The 23,434-nt window shown below is 65.8% G+C and carries 13 protein-coding genes; 5 read left to right on the forward strand and 8 right to left on the reverse strand.

All coding sequences use genetic code 11. From position 1 onward, the window contains the following. The first annotated feature begins 219 nt into the window (after positions 1 to 219). Positions 220 to 1,521: a glutamate-1-semialdehyde 2,1-aminomutase gene (gene hemL, locus R5W23_RS27340; RefSeq protein WP_261186453.1), complete on the forward strand. Its 1,302-nt coding sequence runs from the start codon at positions 220 to 222 to the stop codon at positions 1,519 to 1,521. A 104-nt stretch (positions 1,522 to 1,625) separates the two neighbouring features. Then, positions 1,626 to 2,999: an outer membrane protein assembly factor BamB family protein gene (locus R5W23_RS27345; RefSeq protein ID WP_261186454.1), complete on the forward strand. Its 1,374-nt coding sequence runs from the start codon at positions 1,626 to 1,628 to the stop codon at positions 2,997 to 2,999. A 556-nt stretch (positions 3,000 to 3,555) separates the two neighbouring features. Here the strand turns inward: R5W23_RS27345 and R5W23_RS27350 are convergent. The 4 genes from R5W23_RS27350 to R5W23_RS27365 form a co-directional block, all read right to left on the reverse strand. Next, positions 3,556 to 4,365 (reverse strand): 3'(2'),5'-bisphosphate nucleotidase CysQ family protein, encoded by an 810-nt coding sequence (locus R5W23_RS27350; protein WP_320689098.1) that lies wholly within the window; start codon positions 4,363 to 4,365, stop codon positions 3,556 to 3,558. Next, the gene (locus R5W23_RS27355) at positions 4,362 to 6,584 is read right to left on the reverse strand and encodes an ABC transporter ATP-binding protein (protein ID WP_320689099.1); all 2,223 of its coding nucleotides are present in this window, start codon (positions 6,582 to 6,584) and stop codon (positions 4,362 to 4,364) included. The genes R5W23_RS27350 and R5W23_RS27355 overlap by 4 nt, the downstream gene beginning before the upstream one ends. Before the next feature lie 231 nt (positions 6,585 to 6,815). After that, a complete protein-coding gene (locus R5W23_RS27360) occupies positions 6,816 to 8,096 on the reverse strand; it encodes an ABC transporter permease (RefSeq protein WP_261186457.1) in 1,281 nt (426 codons plus the stop codon). 165 nt (positions 8,097 to 8,261) lie between these two features. Continuing rightward, entirely contained in the window at positions 8,262 to 9,698 is a 1,437-nt protein-coding gene (locus R5W23_RS27365; RefSeq protein ID WP_320689100.1) for a hypothetical protein, read from the reverse strand. A 342-nt stretch (positions 9,699 to 10,040) separates the two neighbouring features. Between R5W23_RS27365 and R5W23_RS27370 the strand changes: the two genes are divergently transcribed. The 3 genes from R5W23_RS27370 to R5W23_RS27380 all read left to right on the forward strand — a co-directional run bounded on the left by R5W23_RS27370 (position 10,041) and on the right by R5W23_RS27380 (position 14,253). Next, complete coding sequence (locus R5W23_RS27370; RefSeq protein ID WP_320689101.1) at positions 10,041 to 11,048, forward strand: hypothetical protein; 1,008 nt, start codon at positions 10,041 to 10,043, stop codon at positions 11,046 to 11,048. A gap of 295 nt (positions 11,049 to 11,343) precedes the next feature. Next, positions 11,344 to 12,711: a phosphomethylpyrimidine synthase ThiC gene (gene thiC, locus R5W23_RS27375; RefSeq protein WP_407936168.1), complete on the forward strand. Its 1,368-nt coding sequence runs from the start codon at positions 11,344 to 11,346 to the stop codon at positions 12,709 to 12,711. Between the two features lie 384 nt (positions 12,712 to 13,095). Then, positions 13,096 to 14,253 (forward strand): hypothetical protein, encoded by a 1,158-nt coding sequence (locus R5W23_RS27380; RefSeq protein WP_320689103.1) that lies wholly within the window; start codon positions 13,096 to 13,098, stop codon positions 14,251 to 14,253. A gap of 246 nt (positions 14,254 to 14,499) precedes the next feature. On the opposite strand, the gene R5W23_RS27385 is transcribed toward R5W23_RS27380, so the two are convergent. From R5W23_RS27385 to R5W23_RS27400, 4 genes are all read right to left on the reverse strand, one after another. Next, positions 14,500 to 15,792: a metallophosphoesterase gene (locus tag R5W23_RS27385; RefSeq protein WP_320689104.1), complete on the reverse strand. Its 1,293-nt coding sequence runs from the start codon at positions 15,790 to 15,792 to the stop codon at positions 14,500 to 14,502. 232 nt (positions 15,793 to 16,024) lie between these two features. Further along, complete coding sequence (locus R5W23_RS27390) at positions 16,025 to 17,617, reverse strand: TolC family protein (RefSeq protein WP_320689105.1); 1,593 nt, start codon at positions 17,615 to 17,617, stop codon at positions 16,025 to 16,027. A gap of 215 nt (positions 17,618 to 17,832) precedes the next feature. Then, positions 17,833 to 21,381: an efflux RND transporter permease subunit gene (locus R5W23_RS27395; protein ID WP_320689106.1), complete on the reverse strand. Its 3,549-nt coding sequence runs from the start codon at positions 21,379 to 21,381 to the stop codon at positions 17,833 to 17,835. A 138-nt stretch (positions 21,382 to 21,519) separates the two neighbouring features. Beyond that, the gene (locus R5W23_RS27400; RefSeq protein ID WP_320689107.1) at positions 21,520 to 22,626 is read right to left on the reverse strand and encodes an efflux RND transporter periplasmic adaptor subunit; all 1,107 of its coding nucleotides are present in this window, start codon (positions 22,624 to 22,626) and stop codon (positions 21,520 to 21,522) included. Between the last annotated feature and the right edge of the window lie 808 nt (positions 22,627 to 23,434).

Genomic DNA, 23,434 nt, shown 5'->3' on the forward strand with positions numbered 1-23,434 from the left:
ATGCTCGTTCTCTTCCGCCGGCTGGCCGGATTTGCGGTTCGGTTGTCGGCGCCCGATTCGGCTGTTGGTTTTGTGGCACCGACAGCCGGGCGGTGAATGAGGCGTGCCCGGTTATGTTGATTTCGCCGCGGTGTGCCGGCACCATGACCGATCGCATCTGTAATTCCGTGCTGCCGTCCGGTGCGGCGGCAACATCGCACCCGAGAACAACAAGAGACAATGCTCGACCTCTCGACCGTCCGCCCCGCGAGCGCCGCGGCCTTCGAACGCGCCAAAGCCGTGATCCCCGGCGGCGTCAACAGCCCGGCCCGCGCGTTCGGCGGGGTGGGCGGCAGTCCCCTTTTCATTTCCCGCGCCGACGGCCCGTTCCTCTACGACCTCGACGGTAACCGTTACCTCGATTTCATCGGCTCGTGGGGGCCGATGATTCTCGGCCATTGCCACCCGAAAGTCGTTGACGCGACCATCGCCGCACTCAAGAACGGGTCGAGCTACGGCGCCCCGTGCGAGCTGGAAACGCAGCTCGCGGAACTCGTGATCGAAGCGGTGCCGTCCGTCGAGATGGTGCGGTTCGTGTCGAGCGGCACCGAGGCGACGATGAGCGCCATCCGGCTCGCACGCGGGGCCACCGGCCGCGACCGGATCGTCAAGTTCGCCGGGTGCTACCACGGGCACGTCGATTCGCTGCTCGTGTCGGCCGGCTCCAGCGCGCTCACCCTCGGGGTGCCGAACAGCCCCGGCGTGCCCGCGGGCTGCACCCGGGACACGAGCGTACTGCGGTACAACGACGTGGCCGCGCTGGCGGAACTGTTCGCCGCGCAGGGGGACCAGATCGCGGGCGTGATCCTCGAACCGGTGGTGGGGAACATGGGACTCGTGCCGCCCACGGCGGAGTTCCGCGCGGAACTCCGACGGCTCACCCGTCAGCACGGCGCGCTGCTTATCTACGATGAGGTGATGACCGGCTTCCGGCTCGGCTACGGCGGCGCGCAGGAACTGCTCGGCGACGCCCCGGACCTGACGTGCTTCGGGAAGATCATCGGCGGCGGCTACCCCGTCGGTGCGTACGGCGGGCGCGCGGACGTTATGCGGAAGGTCATGCCCGCGGGGCCGGTGTTCCAGGCGGGCACGCTTTCAGGCAACCCGGTCGCGATGGCGGCCGGCATCGCGACCCTGACCGAATTGAAGACGAATCCGCCGTACGCGCGGCTAGAAGCCCAAAGCGCCCGGATCGGCGTTGGGCTCCTCGAGGCGGCCAAGCACGCGCGGGTGCCGGTTCAGTTCAACCGCGTCGGGAGCATGTGGACGCTGTTCTTCACCGACACCCCGGTCACCGACCTCGACACGGCCAAGACCTCGGACGTGAAGCGGTTCGGGCGCTTCTTCTGGGAGATGATGGACCGCGGCGTGTACCTGCCGTGCAGCCAGTTCGAGGCCGCGTTCACCTGCGGCGCCATGACCGACGAGCACGTCGAGCAGACGATCGCGGCGGCCGGTGAGAGTTTGCAGGCGCTGGCGTAGGACGGGCGTGCCTCGCCTCACCAGGAGCGCTCTCGCGCGAAACGCGCACTATGGTTCGGCGCGTTATGACGCCCCACAGTATTGCGCCCGGCTGAGGCACCACCATGAAGGCACGCACAATCCTTCTCGTCACGGGCGTGGCGGCGGTGATCGCCGTCGCCGTGTTCGTTGCCGCTCGGACCCCGTGGGTGCGGTCGTGGTTCGCGCGTAACAGTGAGAACCCGGCCGAGATCGAACGCGCCACAAACGCCGCCCTGACGAACCACCGGCCCGCCGACGCTGCGGCCGGCTACCCGCAATGGCGCGGGGCCGGGCACGCGGGCGTCGCGCCGGCGGGATCCTTTCGCACCGACTGGGACCAGAACCCTCCGAAACAACTGTGGCGGACGCCGGTCGGCGGCGGGTACGGGTCGTGCGCCGTGGTCGGGGGGCGGTTGTACGTTCAGGACCGCCAGGGCGAGAACGAGCGCGTCGTGTGCCTGGACGCCGAAACCGGGCGGCTCGTGTGGGAACACTCGTACCCTTCGGGGCAGGCCGGTAAGGACCGCACCTACGCGATCGGCCCGCGCGCCACGCCCACGGTCACCGGGAACTGGGTTTTTACGGTTGGTGGTGCGGGCAAGTTGCTCGCGATTGAAGTCACTGGCGATCGGCCGGGCGTGCGCTGGGAGCACGACCTCATCGCCGAATTTAATGCGGACCTGCCGCAGTGGGGTGTCGCGTGCTCTCCACTGCTTCTGGACGAAATGGTCGTTGTGCAGCCGGGCGGAAAAGGGGCCGCGGTCGTTGCCTTCGACAAGGCGAGCGGCGCGGTGAAGTGGCGGGCCGGTTCTAACCCGCCGGGGTACAGCTCGCCGGTTGCCGCCACCATTGGCGGCCTTGAAACGGTGTTCGCGTTCCTGGGCGACGCGCTGCTCGCGGTCCGCGCCTCCGACGGGAAGGTGATGAGCGAGTACAAATGGGAGACCGAGTACAAGGGAAACATCGCGACGCCACTGGTGATCGATAACGAGTACGTGTTCATCTCGTCGGCGTACAACATGGGCTGCGCGCTCCTGCGGGCCGAGCGCAAGGGGGATGAGGTGGCGCTGGTGCGGGTGTACGAGCAGCGCCGGAGCGGGTTCGCGAACCACCACGCAACAAGCGTTTACAAGGACAAGCACCTCTTCGGTATTGACGGCACCCAGGGCAGCGGCGGGTTGAAGTGCGTCGCACTGATGACCGGAAAAGCGGTACCGGACTGGGAGGCGCGCGAGATCGGGCAGGCGAGTCTGATTTTGGCGGGTGAACACCTCATCCTCCAGACCGCGCGCGGGGACCTGTGCTTGGTCGAGGCGAGTCCCAAGGAATACACACTGGTGTCGAGGCTGAAGAAGGTGCTGACCGGGAACAACAACTGGGCCACGCCAACCCTGGTGAACGGTCGGCTGTACGTTCGCGATGAGGAAAAGGTGATCTGCTTCGATGTGCGGCCTTGAGGTCGAATCGCATCGTGCGAGCGGGCGCTGGAGTCCTAACGGGTCGGCGGCCGGAACACGAGCTGACCGCATTCATCGTCGGTGGCGGTGACCGGCTCGTCGGCGTACCGGACTTTGAACTTCCGTGAGGACTTTTGTCCGCCAGTGGTCAGTTCGTAGGTGACTGTGTATAGATCTGCTGCGGCCCGTGATTCGTTAAAAGACACGTCGATGCGCAGGGCCGTGTTCTTTTTGGGACCGACCCGCGGATGCTCGATCTGGCAGCGAGTAACGACTCGGTGTGATCGGCGTTATGACACCGAAGCCGGTGCTGGCTCATGTAGGCGCCACGACCCAGAACCATCTTGTGAAACAGGACGCAGTCCAGAGAGGGAACCGCGCTCGTTGCACTTGGTGGGGTCGGTATGGAAGTCGGCGTTCGGGAACACCCCAAGACTAACAACAGTATCAAGCCGACCGTTGAGTGTAGCCGCATCCTGACCAAGAATCCCGTGGGCAGGAACACACGCAAGGGGCCACGAGGACAGTACCCCGGGCGAAGCTCTGACCTCACGACTTACGATTCGCGACTTAACGCAGCGACCGCTTTCGCGTGAACGAGCCCGTTTGTGGCCAGTAGCCCGTTCGTTTGCTTGAACTCTGGTGCTTGGTACGCCACTGGCGCGCCGTTCAGGAACGTTACAGTGCCGCCAGCTTCCGTCACGAGCAGGTGCCCGGCGCAGATGTCCCAGTCCGCAAACGTGCCGTAGGTGTTCGCGTACACGTCAGCCTCGCCGCGCGCCACACACGCCAACTTCACCCCACCCGAATACGTCTCAATTACCGTTCTGGGAGTCAGTGCGCGCACCGGCTTCGGCGACATACCGGTTTTCGCCCAGCTTTGCACGAGCACCAGCTCGTCGAACGGGCGGGCCGAAACCTTGCAGCGCGTCGGCTCCGCGGTACCGACCTGGAGCCAGCAGCCGCCGCCGATCTGCGCGAACGTGATTCGGTCTTGTACCGGCTCGGCCACGACCCCCACCACGGGAAGCCCATCAACTAAAAGACCGATCATGACCGAGAACTGGCCGACCTTTTTCGCGAACCCGCGGGTGCCGTCGATGGGGTCCACGACCCACGTCCGCCTTCCCGATTTCGGTACGGAGTCGAACCGCGGCGTGGACTCTTCCGCGCACAGAGCGTCCCCGGGGAACTGCTCGTGTAAGAGGCCGAGGATCAGCTCTTGCGACGCGCGGTCCGCGTGGGTGCTGATCGAAACCGGCGCGTCGGGGATCGGGGTGAACGCTTCGTACTCGCGGCGGAGGAGGTCACTGGCGCGAGCGGCGGCCCCGCGCGCCGCCGCCAGTTCGGTGCGGTAGTCCGTCATTCGGTGTCCTTGAGTGCGGGATACTCGCTCGCGGTCGCGTCGGCGGTGAGTTGCAGCCCGCGGTAGGTGTCGCTGTCCTTCCAGAGCTCGTCGTGCGTGCCCGACGCCTCGATGCGCCCGCCCTTCAGCACGAACACGCGGTTCACGTTTCGCAGCGTTGAGAGGCGTTGGGCGAGGAACAGAATCGTGCGCCCGGCGGAGATCCGGGTGAGCGTGTCGTCGAGCAGCGCGAGCGTATCCTCGTCCACCGGCCCGGTCGGCTCCTCGATCACCAGCACGGACGGGTCGCGGAGCAGGGCGCGGGCCAGCGCGATGCGGAACCGCTGGCCGAGTGTCAGCGTGTGGCCAGTCGGTCCGATCAGCGTTTCGTAGCCGAACGGCAGCTTCTCGATGAACTGGTGGGCGTGCGCCAGTTTCGCCGCCTCGATGATCTGCGGCAGGCTGTGCTCCGGGTTCCCGACCCCGATGTTGTTCGCGACCGTGTCGGTGAACGTGAGGTCGTCGAGCATCACCACCGCGACCTGCGCGCGGAGGGACTCGTGCGTCACCCAGCGGATGTTCTTGTCCTCGATCCGGATCTCACCCGAGGTCGGGTCGAGGAACCGCGGGACGAGGTACATGAGCGCGTGCTTCTCGGCCGGGTCAGGGCCGACGATGGCGGCGCTCGCGTGAACCGGCACCGCGAACGTGACGCTCTCCAGAAGCCGCTTGCCGGTGGCGGGGTCGTCGAGGGTGACTTGGCGGAACTCGATGCGGGTGGTGAGCGCCGGGAGGAACTCCGCGTCGGCGGCCTCGGCGGCCTCGCCGCGCCGGTCCAGGAACTCGAAGATCGCGTCCGCGGCCTCGCGCCCGCGCTTCTGCTTGGCGGCGTAGTCGAACAGGCCCGCGACCGGCGCGCCGAGCGCCACCAGGGCGACCGCGAGCACCGCGAGGCCCGCGGCCGTGAACCCGCCCGCCAAAACGCCCCGCGCCGCGAGGTACAGCAGGGCGACGCCGGCCACCAGCACGACCGAGCCGAGGAGCGGTCCCGCCAGCGTGCTGCCGCGCATCTTGCGCCAGTTCGCTCGGGCCGATTCGTTCAACTGGCGCTCGACGCGGGCCTGGTTGAACCGCTCCATCTGGAAGCACTTCACCAGCCGGAAGAGGGCCATGCTTTCCTTGAGGAGCGCGAGCGCCGCGGCGGCCTGTCGTTCGCCGAACCGGCCCTCGCGCCGGAAGTGCGCTGCGATCTGGCCGCCGACCAGCCACACCAGCGACGCGAGAGCCAGGAAGCTGAGGGCGAGCCAGAAGTTCACGAGCAGGATGACCACTAGCAGGAGCGCCGCGGTGAGCGGGTACCGGACCGCGCCGGTGAGCCGGGCGTGCAGCGCGTCGCCCACCTCTTCGACCCGCTCCGTGAGCAGCCGCGCCGCCTCGGCGGTGCCGACCGCTTGCATCGTGAGCGTGCCCAACCGGTAGGTGTGGAAGTACACGGCGCGGCGCACCTTAGTGACCGCTTCGAGGGTGACCGCGGCCGACAGGTACGTGAGGGCGTTCACCAGCACCCCGCGAACGGCCGCGAGGCCCAAGGCGAGCACGAACAGCCCGGTCAGGTATGTGACGTTCGCGGACCCCGGCAGCCCTGGCTTCCACGTCCACCCGGCCCAAGCGGCGACCCGCCCCAGGAGCGGCGCGGTCCACCGGTTGCGCTCGCGCACCACAAGGCTGAGCAGGCCGAACTGCGGTTTGGCGTCGGTGTCGGAACTTTCGGCCTTATCAGCCCGTTCCGCGCTCGGGAGGTACGCATCCGCGGCGGCTTGGTTCACGCGCTCACGGAGCGTGAGGTAAACCCCGGCGTGCCATCGGGCGTCCCACTCGTCGGCGAAGAGATGTTCTTCGGCCTGCGACCGCGCCAGCGGCTTCAACTCTTCGTCGCTTTTGGCGGCGAGCCGCTTCACGCGCAGAGGGTCCGTACCGTTGAGCCGGGCGACCGCGGCGTTTCGGTCGGCGTCGGAGTGCTCCGCCCACTCGGCAGCGAATTCCTTCTTTTGCGCCGGCGTCAGTTGCCCGTAGTGCGGGATCTCGCCGCGCCACACCAGGAGGTCCACGAACAGGTACAGCAACAGCACGAGCAGGGCGCACGTTACGGCGGCGCCGATGGAACTCAGGACCGCGCCCCGCCGAGCCGCGGGGGATTTGACGAAATCGGTGCGGAGCCGGGTGAGTGCGTCGCCGTTCACGTGAGCCCTCGACACGGTGCTAAGGGTGTACCCGGGCGGGCGCCGCAGCCAGCACCCTTCCAGTCAGCCTATCACGGTTCGCGCAAGTGTGTGAGTGGCGGAACGACAGAAACGGCGAGCGGGGGGCACAAGCCCCCCGCGAAACCGTAAACCGAGTGCCTTACCGCCTGGACCGGGTGTGCCGGTTGCGATGGCACACTGTTCGATCGCTACGCTCCGCGAGCGCGCCGATCACGCAAGGTCGCGGTCTTCGAACAGCAGCAGGCCGCCGAGCAGTGCGATGACCGTGTAGATCAACGAGTACCCGGTAACGGTCAGGACGTACACGCCGAACTGCCACAAATCGAGCGGGCTCTCGCGGATGATCGCCCGCCCCATGTTGAACGATTCGAGGGACGGGAGTAGGGCGTCGAAGAGTTGCCCGAGGAACCCGATCAGCCGCACCCCGACCCCACCGCCTTGGGCCTGCTGCGTCACCTGCACGACAACGGGCGCGAGGTGGCCGAGGAAGTACAGCATCAGGCACAAAACGAGGTTCACGACGAACGTCACCCGCGTCGCCAGAGCGGACGCCACCGCGACCAGAATCATGACCTGCCCGAACCCGAGCGCCACCCCGAACGAGTGGGCGAGGGCGTCCGAGAACCGCAACCCCGCACCGGTCGCGACCGCCTTCCCCAGCGCGCTCGGCACGGCCGCCCGGAACGGCGGGACGACCGTCCGCTGGGCCTGGAACGTGAGCGGGTCCACAACCTTTTCGGCGGTGCCGAGCGGGTCCGCGGGGTCCGCGGTGTTGTTGATCGGGTCGAACTCGCGCATCGCCCGCAGCGCGTCGGTGAGCGTCCAGCTCAGGAGCAGCGACATCACCAGACAGGCCATCAGGATGCCGAAGAACTTGCCCAACAGGAACTGGCGGCGGTTCACCGGCTTGCTCATCAGCGTGACCGCGGTGCGGCCCTCGATCTCTTCGCTGATGGACATGCTGGCGGCCAGGACGCCGAACAGGGTCGCCGAGAGCATCACGATGTCGAAGCCGATCTGCTTCATCATCTTGTAGTCGTCGCCGAACGTGAAGTACGGGATCGTGATGGAGATCCAGATGGCGATGGCGGCGGCGCCGGTGATGAGCCAGAACATCGGCTGGCGGCAGCTCTCGCGGAACGCGGCGAACGCGACCACGCCCCCCTTGGGCCACACCATGATGAGCACCTGCGGCAGCAGGAGAAACACGGCGAAGATGAGCTGGAGGTGCAGGACCGCGCCGTAGATGTACCGGCCGTTCCAGGCGAGGACCGTGGCGTCGCCTTTGTAACCGAGGAAGGTGGCGATCCCGACCCCGGCCACCAAGAGGCCGAGCAAGACGTACAGGAACGCCATCGGGCTGCTGGACGCGGCCTTAAACCCTTTCGGGTCGATGGCCCAGAGCCACGGCAGCGCGGCGACGAACTGTACGGCTGCCAGCACCACACCGGCCAGCAGAACGGTGGGATCGTTGATCCAGGTCGAAAACATCGCGAGGCCCGCGGTGGGTCGGAACGAGTCGGTGCGTTACCCGCCATACGCCGCACGCGGTCCGGCGGTTCGCTGTCTGTGTAGGAGTTCCCGGACCCAAGTTCCAGATTCCGGCGCAACACGGAGCGCCGCCCGCGCCGGCGCAGGCGGCACCGGGAGCCCGGTTCACACCCACAACTCCAGCGCCCGCAGCACGACGCTCTGCCACAGGTCGAACGCGTCCTCGCCGTCCAGGTTGTCCGAAAGCGCGCTGCCGGTTTGGATGACCGGGTGCGGCCCCTTGACGACCAGTTTCGTCACCACCACCGTCTCCAGGTCCAGCGCGACCGGTTCGGTCGCGACGGCAAGACAGTGGACCTGCGCGCTCCGCGACAGGTTGCCCAGGTGCTTCTCAACCGCCTCCTGGTTGGGCAGCTCGAGCACCTCGCCGTCGCCGCGCTCGATCGGCTCGCGCAGCAGCAGCTTCAGCAGCGCCGCCTCTTCGGTCAGCGGGTTCTTCCCGCCCTCTTGCACGAACAGCACCTCGAAGCGGATGGCGTCCGTGCTCAGCCACTCGGTCAGCCGCCGCACGAGCGCCAGGATCGTGGCCTGGACCAAAACGATCCGCTGGTAGGGCAGTTCGGCGTCTTTGAAGCGGGCGGAAACCAGGTCCGGGTACAGCACGAACACGAACGCCCGCCGCCGCCGGAGGAACTGGTTCTCGTCGCGCGAGTAGTAGAACAGCTCGTCCCGCACGAACTTCATGTCGAACAGGTCGGGGCTCTCCGGCTCCATGTACGCCAGTTGCGAGTGCAGCAGACTTTCGATCGAGCCCTTCGTGGAGATCGACGTGTACCCGCCGACCGGGTACTGGTCCTCGTCCATCACGCGGGTCGGAACCTCTTTGCGGCCCGCGAGCGGCTTCACCGGGCGGCCCGGGAGCTTCGCTTCGAGCCGGGCCGTCGTTTGCACGATCTGCCGGTGCGCGACGTAGTGCGCCTTGTCGGCGATCGCGGTGCCCTGTTCGATCGCGAGGATGTCTTCGAGGGCCAGCACCTCGGCGGTGCGCCGCCCGGCCGCCACGAGCGCCTCGTAGAGCTGGACGAGCAGCGGGAGCGGGCCGTCGCGGACGAGCTCGTCGTAGGACGACTTGACGATCTCGTCGGGGTTCGTGGTCTGGAGGGACCGGATCACGGCCGGCGGGAGCAGCACACCGGGGAACCCGGCCCGGTCGCAGATCTGGCGCACGAGGTAGGCGAGCCCGCGGACGCGGTCGCGGTCCTTGTACTTCCGCAGCGCGTCGCCGGCGCGCTCGAACGTCCAGTCGGCGTAGAGCTTACCAAGGACATGGTCTTCGTAGCTGCGGCCCAGCGCCGGAGGCCACCCGGGCACCGGCTGCGCTTCCCGGACCCGCTGGTCCGCGTCCACCCCCAGCGCGACGTGCCCGACGTCGGCCACGAACCCGATCGGCGGGAGCGGGTCACCTTCGGACGCGATTTCCATCGCCCACTCGAGGGCGCGCCGGACGGTGTGGGCGGTGGGCTTGACCGCGCGCTGAAGCAGCAGCCCGTCCAGAATGTACCGGCGGGCCGCGTCCAGGTCGCGGAGTTCGGTCGGTTCCATGAAACCTTCCCAGGTGCGCAGCTTGTGCTGAACCACTTATAGCAGGTCCGGCCGGCAGCACCAAACCCCGTTACCCCTGCCGACATGGCGTCCGCGGCGGCCGGGCGTGAGGTCCCTGTGCCCGCACAATTCAGTTGGTGCGGCCGTTCGGCGGGATGGAGAGTGCCGCGGAACGGGCGCAATACAGGCGAGGCGCGCGACCCGCTTCTTTGGCATATTCGAATCAACCGTGCAGGTCGCTAAAGTTTGCCCGGGCGCGCGCCGATACTATTCGCGACGTGGGTCGGGATCGAGCTGTCTGCGGTCGCCACCTTCGTGTTCGCAAAGGCTTGCGAGGGGCGAATGACTAGCACGCGCTTCCTGCTGACTGGGTTCGTGGTGGCGCTGGGCACCGGACCGGTCGTCGCGCAGCCCCGAACGGCCGGGTTCGGGGACTACTCTTCACTGGTGCCATCGGTGCGGCCGGTTGCGGCTGCCGAGCCGGAGACCCCGCCCCCCGCTCCGCCCGTGCGGACGCCGGCGGGGGTGACAAGCTTGCAGCAGATGCAGGCGGCACCCGGGGCCGGTCCGGCGGGGTGGTTGGACGGGGAGTCGGCGGCGCCGCCCGCGTACCCGCCCGGCAGTTACCCCAGCCCATATTACGTTGACGGTCCGGGGTGCTGCGGCCCGCTCGGCCGCGCCGGCCGGGTCGGGTACGAACTGTACAGCTTCACCGGGCTGAACTTCACCATCGGCAACGGCCTCCCGGACCGACTGAACGCGGTCGGCTGGACGGTCGGCGGCGGGGTCCGCACGCTGTTCTTCGACGCTACCCACACCGCCGCGTGGACGATCGACCTCGGCGGCAGCTACACCTACAACCGCGGGCAGGGGGCGCAGTCGCCGACCAACCTGTTCCTCCGCACCCCTGCGGCGGACCCGAACCCGAACGACGGGCGAACGGAACTCCAGCCCCAGCCGGACCGGCTCGTGCTGAGCGGCATCCGGGGGATCCGCCGGTCCAGCTTCAACTACGCGTTCGGCCGCGACGTGTGGCTCCTGGGGAACGGCAGCGCCGGCGGGCAGAACGGGACCAACTGGCGGGTCGGCGGGTGGATCGGGGGCCGGTACGGCACCTCCTCCGTGGACGTGAACCCGCTGACCGAGGTCGACGGCTACGCCCGGCGGCAGAACGTGTTCCACGGCATCTACACCGGCGTCCACACCACCTTCGACATCCCGGTGGGGGCGTGGATCTGGACCAACGGGGTGCGGGTCGAGTACGGCCACGACTGGACCAACCTGGTGCCGCCGATCCAGGGGAACATACACAACATCAACATTCAGTTCACGACCGGCATCCGGTACTAAATGCCGACCGGTCCGAGTCGGGGTGTATGGGGGACGCCCCGACGCGACCCCGCGATGCAACGCATCGCGGGGTCGTTCTCATTGAACGGCCGGGGCAAACCGGCTACAACGAACCGCATCGCCGGGGGTGCCCGCGCCGGTTGCGCGGGCTGAGAGCAAACCCTTCGAACTTGGGCGGGTTATGCCGTCCAAGAAGGCGATAGTGGGCACGCGGGGCGCGGAACTCGGAGCGCAGGGTTCGGAGCGGGAGGCCGTTGGGCGCCCCGCTCCGCATCGACGTTACGGCTTCTATCGTTTGTCCCGCGTTCCAAATTCCGCACCCCGCATGTCTTCCATGACTCAACTGGAATCGGCCCGCAAGGGCACCGTTACGCCCGAGATGGAGTTCGTCGCGAAGCGCGAAGACCTCCACCCGGAACTGGTCCGCTCCGAAGTGGCCCGCGGGCGCATGGTGATCCCGGCGAACGTGGTTCACCTGTCGAAGAAGCTGCAACCGATGTGCATCGGCGTCGCGGCCAAGTGCAAGATCAACGCGAACATCGGCAACTCGGCCGTCACCGGCAAGGCCGCGGACGAGCTGGAGAAGCTCCGCACCGCCGTCGAGCTCGGCTCCGACACCGTGATGGACCTGTCGACCGGCGGGAACATCGACGGCATCCGGCAGGCGATCATCGACGAGAGCCCGGTGCCGATCGGCACCGTCCCGTCGTACCAGATCATCCAGCAGGTGAAGGACCCGCGCGACATCACCCCGCGCATGCTGCTGGACATGGTCGAGCACCAGGCCAAGCAGGGCGTCGATTACATGACGATCCACGCCGGCGTGCTGCTCGAGTACGTGGCGCTCACCAGCGACCGCGTGACCGGGATTGTGAGCCGCGGCGGGTCCCTCATGGCCGGGTGGATGGTGGCGCACCACCAGCAGAACCCGTGGTTCACGCACTTCGGCGAGCTGTGCGAGATCATGCGGCGGTACGACGTGACGTTCTCGCTGGGCGACGGGATGCGCCCCGGGTGCCTCGCGGACGCCAACGACAAGGCGCAGTTCGCGGAGCTGAAGACGCTCGGCGATTTGACGCTGAAGGCGTGGGAGATGGGCTGCCAGGTGATGATCGAGGGGCCGGGCCACATCCCGATGCACCTGGTGAAGATGAACATCGAGAAGGAGCGGGAGCTGTGCCACGACGCCCCGTTCTACGTGCTCGGGCCGCTGGTGACCGACATCGCGCCGGGGTACGATCACATCACGAGCGCGATCGGGGCGGCCCTCGCGGCCGAGGCCGGCGCGTCGATGCTGTGCTACGTGACCCCGAAAGAGCACCTCGGGCTGCCGAACAAGGACGACGTGCGCCAGGGGGTGATCGCGTACAAGATCGCCGCCCACGCGGGCGACATCGCCCGCGGCCGGAAGAACGTCCGGCAGCGCGACGACGCACTCTCGAAGGCCCGGTTCGAGTTCGACTGGAACCGGCAGTTCGAGCTGTCGCTGGACCCGGAGACCGCGCGCCGGATGCACGACGAGACGCTCCCCCAGGACGTGTTTAAGAGCGCCAAGTTCTGCTCGATGTGCGGGCCGAAGTTCTGCTCGATGCGCATCACGCAGGACGTGCGCAAGCTCGCCGCCGACGCGAAGAAGCTGAGCCTCGAACTGGCCACGGTGTGAGGGCTGTGAGGCGATAACCGGTTCGGCCGGGGGCACGTCGCCCCGGCCGACGCATACGCGACCGGCTTTTCGGACGCGCTGCGACTGTTATGGGGCGGTACCAACCGTTCCGCCTCGGCGGTCACGGCTCGTCAAGAAGCGTGACACTTCTGCCGTCCGCATGTGCCGGGGCGTCCCCCCGCCGTCGTCAGACGCGCGGCCTGCACCTGCGGTCGTACTTATTGAGGCTCCGATTTGCCCATGCGGTTGATCCGCTCCGTTGAGTTCTGCGGACGGCGGTGCGAGCAGCTCCACAGACGCGACCGAAAGCGGGGCTGAAACGACGCGCGCGGGGAGGCGTCCGTATGCTGTCTGCGGCTCTCGCGCGCCGTTTCGGAGTGTACAGTGGTAGACCTTCGCGCCCTCATATTTGTGCCCGCGCTGGTCGGCAGCACCCTGCTCGGGTTCTTGTTCTTGCTTCACGCGGCGAGTTACTACCTGTCGGTTTTGGAAGGCACCGCGGCCGGGGCCAAGGAGATCCCCTGGCAGAGCGAGGCGCTGACCGACAACTTCCTCAAAGTGTTCTACCTCGCGTGGCTGATCGGGCTCTGGGCCGGACCGGCGTACCTCATCGGCCGGGCGGTGGGGCCGAGCGAGCCGTGGCTGAAGTTCGTGATCCCGCTGCTGGTGATGTGGGCGCTGTACCCGGTGAGCCAGCTCACGTCACTGAGCGCATCGACCGCGTGGATGCCCCTCAACGCGGACGTGTTCGCCCGGTTGGTGCAGAAGCCGGCGGTAACGGCCGGTTTCTTCGCTTTGACTGTCCCGGTGTACGCGGTATTCGGTTTGGCCTTCAAGTGGGCGTTCCTGACGAAGGGTGAGTACCCGCTGCTCTTTGTCGGGATGCCGTTGCTGGCGGTCTCGATGCTCCTCTACGCCCGGCTGTTGGGGCGGTTGGCGTTCGCACTGCTGTTCACCAAGGATCTGCTCCGGCGCCGGAAGAAGAAGCCCAGACCGGAGCCGGTAAGGCGTGCGCGCGTGGAGGAGGCCGAAGAGCCGGCCGCGCTCGCTCCTCAGCCAAGTGACCTTCAGCCGATTAGCACGCCAGACGGCGAACTGGTGGGGTACAACGTGCTGATCGCGGACGACGACCCGCCACGACCGCCCCGCAAGCGGGTGAAGGCACAGATCGCGGACGACGGCCTTCCGGAACCGCCGCCCGCGCACGAACCCCCAGCGCCCGCGCACCGGCTCGAACGGGCGCGAACCTGGGCCGATGAGGATGAGGACGCTCTACCCTACGAGATGAAGGCCGCTGAGGGGAAAGAGCCGGAAAAGGCAACGCGGCCGTCCGAGGTGTTAAAGCCGCGTGCGGACGAGGTGGCGCTCCTCGACCGGCACGACGCACCGAAGGCGCCGAAACAAGTGTGGTCCGGTGAACTGTTCGTGTTTCTGGGGCAACCGGGCACGGTCTATGCCATTCTCGTGCTGACCGCGCTGGGCTTGCTGGCAGGAATGATGGTGCGGGTCGCTCGCACGTTTGATCCGACCGCCGGCGAGTGAATCCGAGGCGGCCGGCTCGGTACGACTCGCAACAAGCGGAGATCGTAACTGGCCTGCGCGAGCTAAAGCCCTTTGTGCCACGCAGAGGCGTCGGTATCAGGACGAGGCTTACTTAGGTCGCTGCGTGGCTCGTGCGGGCTTGACGGGCGTGCCCACGGTCGGACGCGGACCGCGGAACGGTTCGCGATCGGTCCAGCGGCGGCCCCGATTGCGTAATCGGGGCCGCCGCGACAGTTCGTTCGGCGGTCACTTACCTTCCAGATCAAAGGCGATTTCGTTTGCCCCTTCCTTGATTGTGGCCTTCAACGGGCTCGCGCCGGGGCGGGCGTATTTTGCGGGAAGCTGGTTGTTTTCCTTGGCGCCACGATCGACGAACCCCTTTGCGCTCTTGACGACGGTTACCGCGTATTCGCCCGACGGCGCCCCGTCGAACCGGCTGTAGGTGGTGAGGTTGAACCGACCGTCGGCGCCACTCAGCCCGTCGCACACGGCCGTGTACTGTTCGGTCGTCTTGTTGAACGTGTATAGTGTGACCTTCGCACCCGCGAGCGGCTGCCCATCGAGTTTGAGTTTGCCGGACACCGGGAAGGTGTTCCTCCGGTTCACCTGCTTGCCCTTTTCATCGCTGTCGGGCAGTTTGAGGTCGGTGGGGAGCACGCCGGCCAAGTCCACGTTCACCAGCACCGGCGCTTCCTTCTTCATGGTCACCAGCATCACCTGATCGAACTCGCCGTACTCCGTGCCGCGCATCCGGCTGGCCGCGCCGGTGGTGGCGAGCTGGTAGAACTGGGTGCCGTTGCGGTCGAACACCTGGTACCGGTGAACGTGACCGCAGAACACGTTGTGCTTGCGGCCGGCCAGCGCCTTTTCGACCGCCGCCCACCCGTTCTTCTCCCCGCCCTGGTTGACCCACAGCGGCCGGTGGAGGAACACGAACGTCCACTTCACGTCCTTGTTCGCGGCCAGGATCTTGGCGGCCCACTCCTGTTGTTCCTTGTCGATCGTGGCCATGCCGTCGCTTTGCGGGTTTTCGGCGCAGAGGCAGAGGAACAGCGCGCCGCGGTAGGTGAAGTGGTAGTACCGTTTGCCGTACCGCTCGCCCCACTTGCTCACCTGCATCTTGTTGGCGAGGTCGTGGTTGCCCGGAACGTAGAAGAACGGCATCTCGAACCGCTTCACGTAACTGTCGAACTCGTCCCACTGGTCGCGGATGCCGTTCTCGTCGGCCTTCGCCCCCTCGATGAGGTCGCCGACGGACATGACGAACTGGGGCTGGAGCCAGTTGATCTGTTGCACGGCCCGCGAGAACACTTTGTCTCGGTGCCCGCCGGTGCGGTCCGAGACGACGGCGAAGGTGAACTGGTCGGGGTCGTTGTTGAGCTTGAGCGAGGTCCAGGGGTTCTTGTCCCCGGCCTCGATCTTGACGGCGCTGTTGTCGTCGGCGCGGGGGCCGCTGTCGGTGGCGGTTCCGGCTCGCGAGAGCAGGACGACGCCGGCGAGCAGGCCGGCGGTGGCCAGACCCAGGACGAACTGTTTCATGTGCGCAGCGTTGGAAGCAGGGAGGGCGATGTAACAGGGATAGCTAGTTGAAGTGAGGCGTAGCAGCAATGCCTCGGGGCGGGCTTTACCCAACCTTCGCTGACCTGATCTCAAGGTTGAAGGCGCGCCACGTGTGCGGCCCCTGCGGCGGCCCTGGAGGTTCCTTCCTCCAGGGCCGCCGCAGGGGCCGCAAGCCGCCTTACTCAACGTAACTTGCTTGCCGGGGCCGTTTTCAACGTCGCGGGTGGGGCTGGTCCGGGAGCACCGCCGGCATCGACAGCGAGTTGCCGCCGCCGAGCGCCTGGTACGCGTTCACGATGGCGGACAACTGTTGGCGCTTGGTGTCGATCAGCACCGTTTGCGCTTCCAGTTGGTCGCGCTGGGCGATCAGAACCTCGATGTACTCGACGCGAGCGTTCTGGAACAGCTTGGTCGCGGCGTCCACCGACGCCTCCAGTGCCGTTATTTGCTGCTTCTTGAGCTCGATGCTCTTACTGTAATTGGATACCATCGCCAAGCGGTTAATGACCTCGGTGAACGCGTTAAGGATCACCCGCTGGTAGTTGTAGACGCTCTCCAACTGTCTGGCGTTGGCGGCCCGGTACTCGGCCCGGATCGCCGCCTTGTTAATCAGTGGTGCCGACAGCTCGCCGGCGAGGTTGGTCACGAAGGCTTCCGGGTTGAAGATGTACTTCGGGTTGAAAGCCTGGTAGCCGACGAAGCCCGTGATGTCGATGCGCGGGAAGAAGTGTGCCCGGGCGACCTTGATGTCTAACCCTGCGGCGGCCAGCTCGTGCTCCGCCTGACGGATATCGGGGCGGTTCTGAAGCAGTTGAGCGGGTACGCCCGCGCTCAAGGTGTTAATGCTCAGATCGAGGAAGCCCACCGAGTTCCGTTCGACCGGTTGTGGGTACCGGCCGACAAGGAAGTTGACACGGTTCTCGGCTTCGACGATCTCTTGCGCGACGATCAGCTTTTCGCTCTGGTTCTTGCGTACTTCTGCCTGAAACCGCTGGACGGCCAGTTCGGTGCCCCGGCCGGCCTCGAACCGGGCCTTAGCAATTTCGTAACTGCGCTGCTGGAGGTCGATGGTGCGGTCCAGCGTCTCGAGCCGCCGGTCGAGTGCCATGAGGGCGTAGTACGTCTCGGCGACATCGGCGATGAGGCGGGTCACGAACTGGTTCCGGCGCTCGACTGCGGCGTAATATCGCTGGATCGCTGCATCCCGGGTGTTCCGCAACTCTCTCCAAATGTCGAGTGGCATCAAGAAGTTAAGGCCGAGCTGAAAGTCCCCCGGGAGGGAAGGGAAGTGCCGGCCGGGCCGGTACTCGAGCTGTTTCTCGGCGGCGCCTTCGGGCGTAAAAACGCTGTGCTTGTCCATGCCCGCGGTGCCGCGCACACCGACGAGAGGGAGATATGCACCCCGTCGTGACAGGACCTCGGCCCGGGCGATCTGGACGTCCTCCTCCAAGATCTTCAGCTCTTGGTTGGTTACCAGCCCCTGATCGACCAGTCGGGTCAGTACGGGATCGTTGTAAAACTCGGCGACGCCGAGCCGGGCCGAACTGTCCGGTTGCGGCGGAACCGGGTGCGAGACACCGGCGACTGCAACAGCCGGCCCGCCGGCCGCCGCGATGGCCGCCGCAACGGGTAGGGCCTCGACCGCGGGGGTGTTAAACGCGGGTGGCAAGCTCGGACCGGCGTCCGCTTGGCGCAGGTTCGGGATGCGACAAGACGGCAGAACCAAAAACAGGCAGCACGAGACGGCCCGCGTCAAAACGCGGTACCGACGCGGTGTGGCCGCAGATTTCAGCACGCGGTTCATGCTCCTCGTCCTTGAGGGGGTTTACACACGTTGGGGTAATATCCGCTCTTATCGGCAAACCTGGTAGTTGCGGAATAGGCGATCTGCTCGTTTCAATCGGAGCGGCTGCCGCTCAAACGAGAAACCGTGTGAGGCCAGCCGACAACTCCTCCGGAATGCCACAGCGGCCCCCTCCCCGCCCCTTTGGCTGCGAGGAGGGGGCCGCTATCTGCCGGTCACACACCGGTCTCATCCGACGGGGGCGTGTGGTGCGGTGGGACGTCCGCGGGGCCGGCATCGAACGGCAGGTGTTCGGCTGGCGCGTGATGCCCATCCGGCGTGTGCTGGTGCTCCGTCGCGTGGTGCGTGAACACCTCGCTGAGTGGTCCGTCAACCTCGTCGGCGAGGAGCTTCCGGCCGTCGGCCATTCTGCCGAACAGGTAGTAGAGGCCGGGGATGACCAGAATGCCGATCACCGTGCCCACCAACATCCCGCCCGCAGCGGTGGTGCCGATGGTACGGTTGCCGATCGCACCGGCACCGGTCGCCACCACCAGCGGGAGCAGGCCCGCGATGAAGGCGAACGAGGTCATCTGAATCGGCCGGAAACGGAGCTTCCCGCCCTCGATGGCGGCCTCGATGAGTGACTGGCCTTCCTGGCGGCGCTGGACGGCGAACTCGACGATCAGGATCGCGTTCTTGCCGAGCAAACCGACCAGCATGATGAGGCCGATCTGGGCGTACACGTCGTTCGAGAGCCCCAGGGCCTGGAGGCAGAAGAACGACCCGAAGATGCCGACCGGCAGCGACAGGATCACGGCCATCGGCAGCAAAAAGCTCTCGTACTGCGCGACCAGAACGAGGTACACGAAGACGACGACGATCGCGAAGATGAGGATCGACGGGCTGACTTCCACGTGCAGCAGCTTCGGCACTTCGACCTCGATGCCCTTTTTCGACTCGTCGAACGACAGGCCCTCCCAGCCGATGCCGTAGCCGTAGGGGAGCGTTTCGGCGGCGACCTCCTGGATCGCCTTGATGGCCTGCCCGCTGCTGTAGCCGGCGGCCGGCGCCCCTTGAATGGCGGCCGACGGGTACAGGTTGTAGCGCGTGATCTCGTTCAGGCCCTGCTTCTTTTCGAGCTTCATGAACGCGGAGTAGGGCACCATGTCCCCTTCCACACGGACCTTGCGCGTCTCCCCTTTTTCGTTCTTGATCTCGACCTCGCGCTCGCTCTTCACGAACAGGTTGTCCAGGTCCTCGGGGTACCGGCGGAACTCCGGGGAGGACTGAACGTACACCTTGTAGAACTGGTTGAAGAGAATGAAGCCCTGCTCGTAAGTGCTGCCGATCAGAATGTTCAGGTTGTCCAGTGCCTTGCCGATCGACACGCCCTTCTGCATGGCCACGTCGTTGTTGATGATCAACTCGTACTGGGGGTAGTCCGCCGTGTAGAAGGTGAACAGGTTCTTCAGCTCCTTGCGCTTCTCCAGCGCGGCCATGAACTTCTCGGTCACCTCGCCGAGCCGCTGGTAGTCGGTGGTGTTCGTCTTGTCGAGGAGCCGCATGGAGAACCCGCCGGCGGCGCCGAAGCCGGGGACCGCCGGGGGCTCGAAGAACTCGAGCTTCACGTCGGTCATCTGGCGGCTCTTCGCCTCGAGCTCCTCGATGATCTCGCGCGTGGTGCGCTCGCGCTCGGACCACGTTTTCAGGTTGATGATGCAGGTACCGGCGTTGGACCCGCGGCCCTCGGTCAGCACCTCGTAGCCGGCCAACGAGGTGACCGAGGTCACTTCCTTGATGTCTCGGGCGATCGCCTCGAGGTTCTGCGACTTGGCGTTGGTGTACTCGAGGGTGGAGCCCGGGGGCGTTTGGATAACCGCGTAGATGATGCCCTGGTCCTCGCCCGGGATGAACCCGCTCGCGAGCTTCAAATTGACGCCCACGACGCCGGCGGCGAAGCCCCCGACGACGCCCATCGTCAGGACCCGCCGCGTAACGATCAGCCGCAGGACCCCGGCGTACCGGGCGGTGACCCATTCGACGGCACGGTCGAACGGCTTGCGGACGACGGGCAGGGCGATGAGCAGGAACCCGAGCTCGCCCCACAAGTGGTGGGCCAGGTAGACCATCGGCCCCAGGATCAGAACGGCACCGATGATGTACAGGATTGTAGTTTGCAGCGAGAACCGCTTTTTCGCGTGACCCGTGTGGCCGTGCCCGGGGGCGTGGCCGTGCGGCTTGAGGATCATCGCGCAGAGCACGGGTGTGAGCGTCAGTGCCACCACACCGGACAGGATGATCGAGGTCGCCATCGTGATCCCGAACTGCCGGTAGAACTGACCGACCGGCCCGGGCACGAACGTCACCGGGACGAACACGGACGTCATCACCAGGGTGATGGCGATGATCGCCCCGCTGATCTCGTGGAGCACCTCCATCGTGGCCCGGTACGGTGACAGGTGCTTCTCGGCCATTTTGGCGTGTACCGCCTCCACCACCACGATGGCGTCGTCCACCACGACCCCGATCGCGAGCACCATCGCGAAGAGCGTAATCAGGTTGATGGACATGCCCATCAGCTTCAGAACGAAGAACGTGCCGATGAGGGACACGGGCACCGCGAGGATCGGGATCAGTGTCGAACGGACGTCCCCGAGGAACATGTACACCACCAGCGACACCAGAATGAAGGCCTCGATCAGGGTGTGCAGCACCTTCTCGGTAGACGCTTCCAAAAATCGCGATACGTCGTAAGACAGTTCATATTTCATTCCCGGCGGGAACGACTCTTTCTCGATGCGCCCGAGTTCGGCTTTAATCTCCTCGATCACCTCGGCGGCGTTCGAGCCGGGGCTCTGCTTGAGAATGATGGACGCGGCGGGGCGGCCGTTGATGTCCGAGTAGATGTCGAAGAACTCCGACCCCAGCTCGACGCCCGGGGACTTCTGGACCTCTTTGCCGTCCTTGATCTCCTTAACCCCGCAGATGTCCTTGAGCCGCAGGATCTCGCCCTCCGCCGTCTCCCTCAAGATGATGTTCTCGTACTGCTCTTTCTTGTTGTACCGGCCGACATACGTGAGGACGTACTCTTTGGACTGCGAGGTGATCCCGGTCGCCTGCCCCAGACGCCCGGGCGAGCCGATCACGCTCTGCTTCGCCAGCGCTTCCATCACCTCGTCGGTGGCGATGTTGTAGCGCCGCATGCTGTCCGGGTTCAGCCAGATGCGCATCGCGAACGCGCGGTTGCCCAGGTTCCGGGGGATGCCCATGCCCTGGATGCGCTTGAGCCGCGGCATGACGAAGACGTTGGCGAAGTTGAACAGGTCCTTCTGGTCGGCGTTCGGGTCCTCGCTGTAGATGTTCACGTACATCAGCATGCTCGGCACCACCTGGCTCACGAGGATGCCCTCGCGCTGCACCAGCGGCGGGAGCCGGTTCATCATGATGTTGACCCGGTTCTGAACGTTCACGACGTTGATGTTGGGGTCCGTCCCCGGCTCGAAGTAGATGCGGATCACCGCCTCGCCCGCGCTGGTGGCGGACGAGGCGATGTACCTCATACCCTGCACGCCGTTGATGGACTGCTCCAGCGGGATCAGCACCGAGTCCACCAGCACGTTGGCGCTGGCGCCGGGGTAGGCGATGGCCACTTCGACGGTCGGCGGTGCGATGTCCGGGAACTGGGCGACCGGCAGGGTCTTGATCCCCAGAACCCCGAGGAACAGGAGGATGACCGAGATGACGATCGCGAGGGCCGGGCGGTAGAGGATTTGCGTGAACATAGTTCCGGGAGGGTCGGATTAAGTTTCGTGGCGGGGCGCGCCAAAGGCGCCCAGAAACGTTCGCCGGGGGCGGTCGGTCGCACGGACCGTCACGCCCCCGCATCGTCGTGTCGTCGGAACAACAGGGGCCGTTTTGTCCTACTCGGCGTGGTGCTTCTGGTTCGCGAGCACTTCTTCCGGCTTGCGGAACTCGTAGTGCACCTCTTGCCCGTCGCGGACCTGCCGGACGCCGTCAAGGACGAACTTGTCGGTCGCGCTCAGGCCGCTCTTGATCACGAAGATGTCGTCCATCTCGTGTGCGATCGTGATCAGGCGCTGGTGAACCTTATGGTCCTCGCCGACGACGAACACGTACCGCTTGTCGAGGGTTTCGAACGTCGCCCGTTGTGGGATCACCGTGGCGTGCGGCAGCACGCGGTTGATCAGTACGGTGCCGGTTTGGCCGTGCCGCAACAGATTTTTGGTGTTCGGGAAGTCGGCGCGGTAGGCGATGTTTCCGGTCTCGCTGTTGAACTTCCCCTCAATCAGAACCGCTTGGCAGTGCTGCGGGAACTTGCTCCCGTCGGCCAAAACGAGTTCGATTTGCTGACTGTTGAGCCCCTGGCCGGTCATGTCCGCCAAGTAGCGGGCCTCGGGGACGTTGAAGTACGCCCGCATCACGCCGTTGTCCGAGAGCGTGGTGAGAATGTCCTTCTTCTCGATCAGGCTCCCGAGCTGCTTGAGCTGGCGATCGACGATGCCGTTGAACGGCGCTTTGACGACGGTGAAGTCGACTTCGGCTTCCGCCAGCTTCACCCGCGCGTTCGCTTTGTCCAGCTTGGCCTGCGCCAGGTTCACCTCCTGAACGGAGACCACCGGCGGGGTGCTCTCGTACAGCTTCTTGGTGTTCAGGAACTCGATCTGTGCGAGTTGGGCCTCAGCCCGCTCGGCCGCCAGCCGCGCCTTATATAGGGTGGGGAGGATTTTGAACATCACGTCGCCCTGCTTCACCGCCTGACCTTCCTTGACCAAGATCTCTTCGAGGTACCCGTCCTGGAGGGCACAGACCTCGATGTGGCTCTGGGACCGGATCTGACAGACGTACTGCTGGGTGAGGATGACGTCCTTGGCCTGGGGGGTGGTCGCCACGATCTTGTGCTCGTCGTGGTGGTGCTCCCCCTTTTCTTCCGCGTGGGTGCGGTCGCAGGCCGGCAGCGACAGGGCGAAGGCGGCCACCAAGACGGCGTGCAATGGCTTGATTTTCATATTGATATTCGCTCGTTTGTTGGCTTGCTGCGTTCGTTCCGCGCGGAACAGGCCTTCGAAGGGATTGGACGGAAGTGTACTGCTCGACGATTCGTGATGCAAACAACATCGCTTAGGCGATTGCCGTTCGCCCCTGGGTTGGGCGTCGCCGGCGCCGGCCGTTGGTTTCGGACCGCCCCGGACAGCGGGGCACATGAACGAGTCAATATTGGGTGACATTCGTTTGCAACGCAACCTATCTACAGGGCTCGCGGCGCGAAGTACGCATTTCGGGACAGGTCGCGACGAGGTCCGGTCTCTTTTTGTTTCTCGTAGGCAATTCGCGGGCCAATTTGGTTCCGCCCCTTCACGCTCGACCGATCGATCCGGGCTCGCCCCTCAAGGTCTCCGTCGAGACCGTTCGCGGGCGGGCCGCTGGCGTAACGTTCGGCACAGCGGCCGTGGTTCGTGCCAGTGCGACGTCGGTCCGCTACTGGCGATGAAACACCCGCGGCGCGAATTCAGCTCCGATCCTGCAATTGCCCGTCGCATCCCAGTGAAAACAGGGCTTCGCTGTGAAAAGTAGGTCACAGAAAAGCGAAGGGGGTAAAGTTTTATAGAATGTTTGTTAATATGGCCGCTGTGTGCTGCCTCGTGTTCGTTCGGGGACCTCGAGGATGAGTTCGGGCTCCAAGTGTGATCCGTTCGGATGTTACCGGAGGGCACTGTTCGAGTCGGTTCGGGGCACAGTTTTTTGTAGAGGCGGGTAAAAACCGAAGTCCTCATCCTCGGGCGTGGTGCTTTCGGGGCTCAGACGGTGGCCGCTCGG

The organism is Gemmata algarum, assembly GCF_034097035.1.
In the GTDB taxonomy this organism is placed as follows: Bacteria; Planctomycetota; Planctomycetia; order Gemmatales; family Gemmataceae; genus Gemmata; species Gemmata algarum.

What these genes read in the sequence shown, in the direction of transcription:
- hemL (WP_261186453.1), top strand. Translation starts at nt 220, where the DNA reads ATGCTCGACCTCTCGACCGTCCGCCCCGCGAGCGCCGCGGCCTTCGAA.
- R5W23_RS27345 (WP_261186454.1), top strand. Translation starts at nt 1,626, where the DNA reads ATGAAGGCACGCACAATCCTTCTCGTCACGGGCGTGGCGGCGGTGATC.
- R5W23_RS27350 (WP_320689098.1), bottom strand. Translation starts at nt 4,365, where the DNA reads ATGACGGACTACCGCACCGAACTGGCGGCGGCGCGCGGGGCCGCCGCT.
- R5W23_RS27360 (WP_261186457.1), bottom strand. Translation starts at nt 8,096, where the DNA reads ATGTTTTCGACCTGGATCAACGATCCCACCGTTCTGCTGGCCGGTGTG.
- R5W23_RS27365 (WP_320689100.1), bottom strand. Translation starts at nt 9,698, where the DNA reads ATGGAACCGACCGAACTCCGCGACCTGGACGCGGCCCGCCGGTACATT.
- R5W23_RS27370 (WP_320689101.1), top strand. Translation starts at nt 10,041, where the DNA reads ATGACTAGCACGCGCTTCCTGCTGACTGGGTTCGTGGTGGCGCTGGGC.
- R5W23_RS27385 (WP_320689104.1), bottom strand. Translation starts at nt 15,792, where the DNA reads ATGAAACAGTTCGTCCTGGGTCTGGCCACCGCCGGCCTGCTCGCCGGC.
- R5W23_RS27390 (WP_320689105.1), bottom strand. Translation starts at nt 17,617, where the DNA reads ATGAACCGCGTGCTGAAATCTGCGGCCACACCGCGTCGGTACCGCGTT.
- R5W23_RS27395 (WP_320689106.1), bottom strand. Translation starts at nt 21,381, where the DNA reads ATGTTCACGCAAATCCTCTACCGCCCGGCCCTCGCGATCGTCATCTCG.
- R5W23_RS27400 (WP_320689107.1), bottom strand. Translation starts at nt 22,626, where the DNA reads ATGAAAATCAAGCCATTGCACGCCGTCTTGGTGGCCGCCTTCGCCCTG.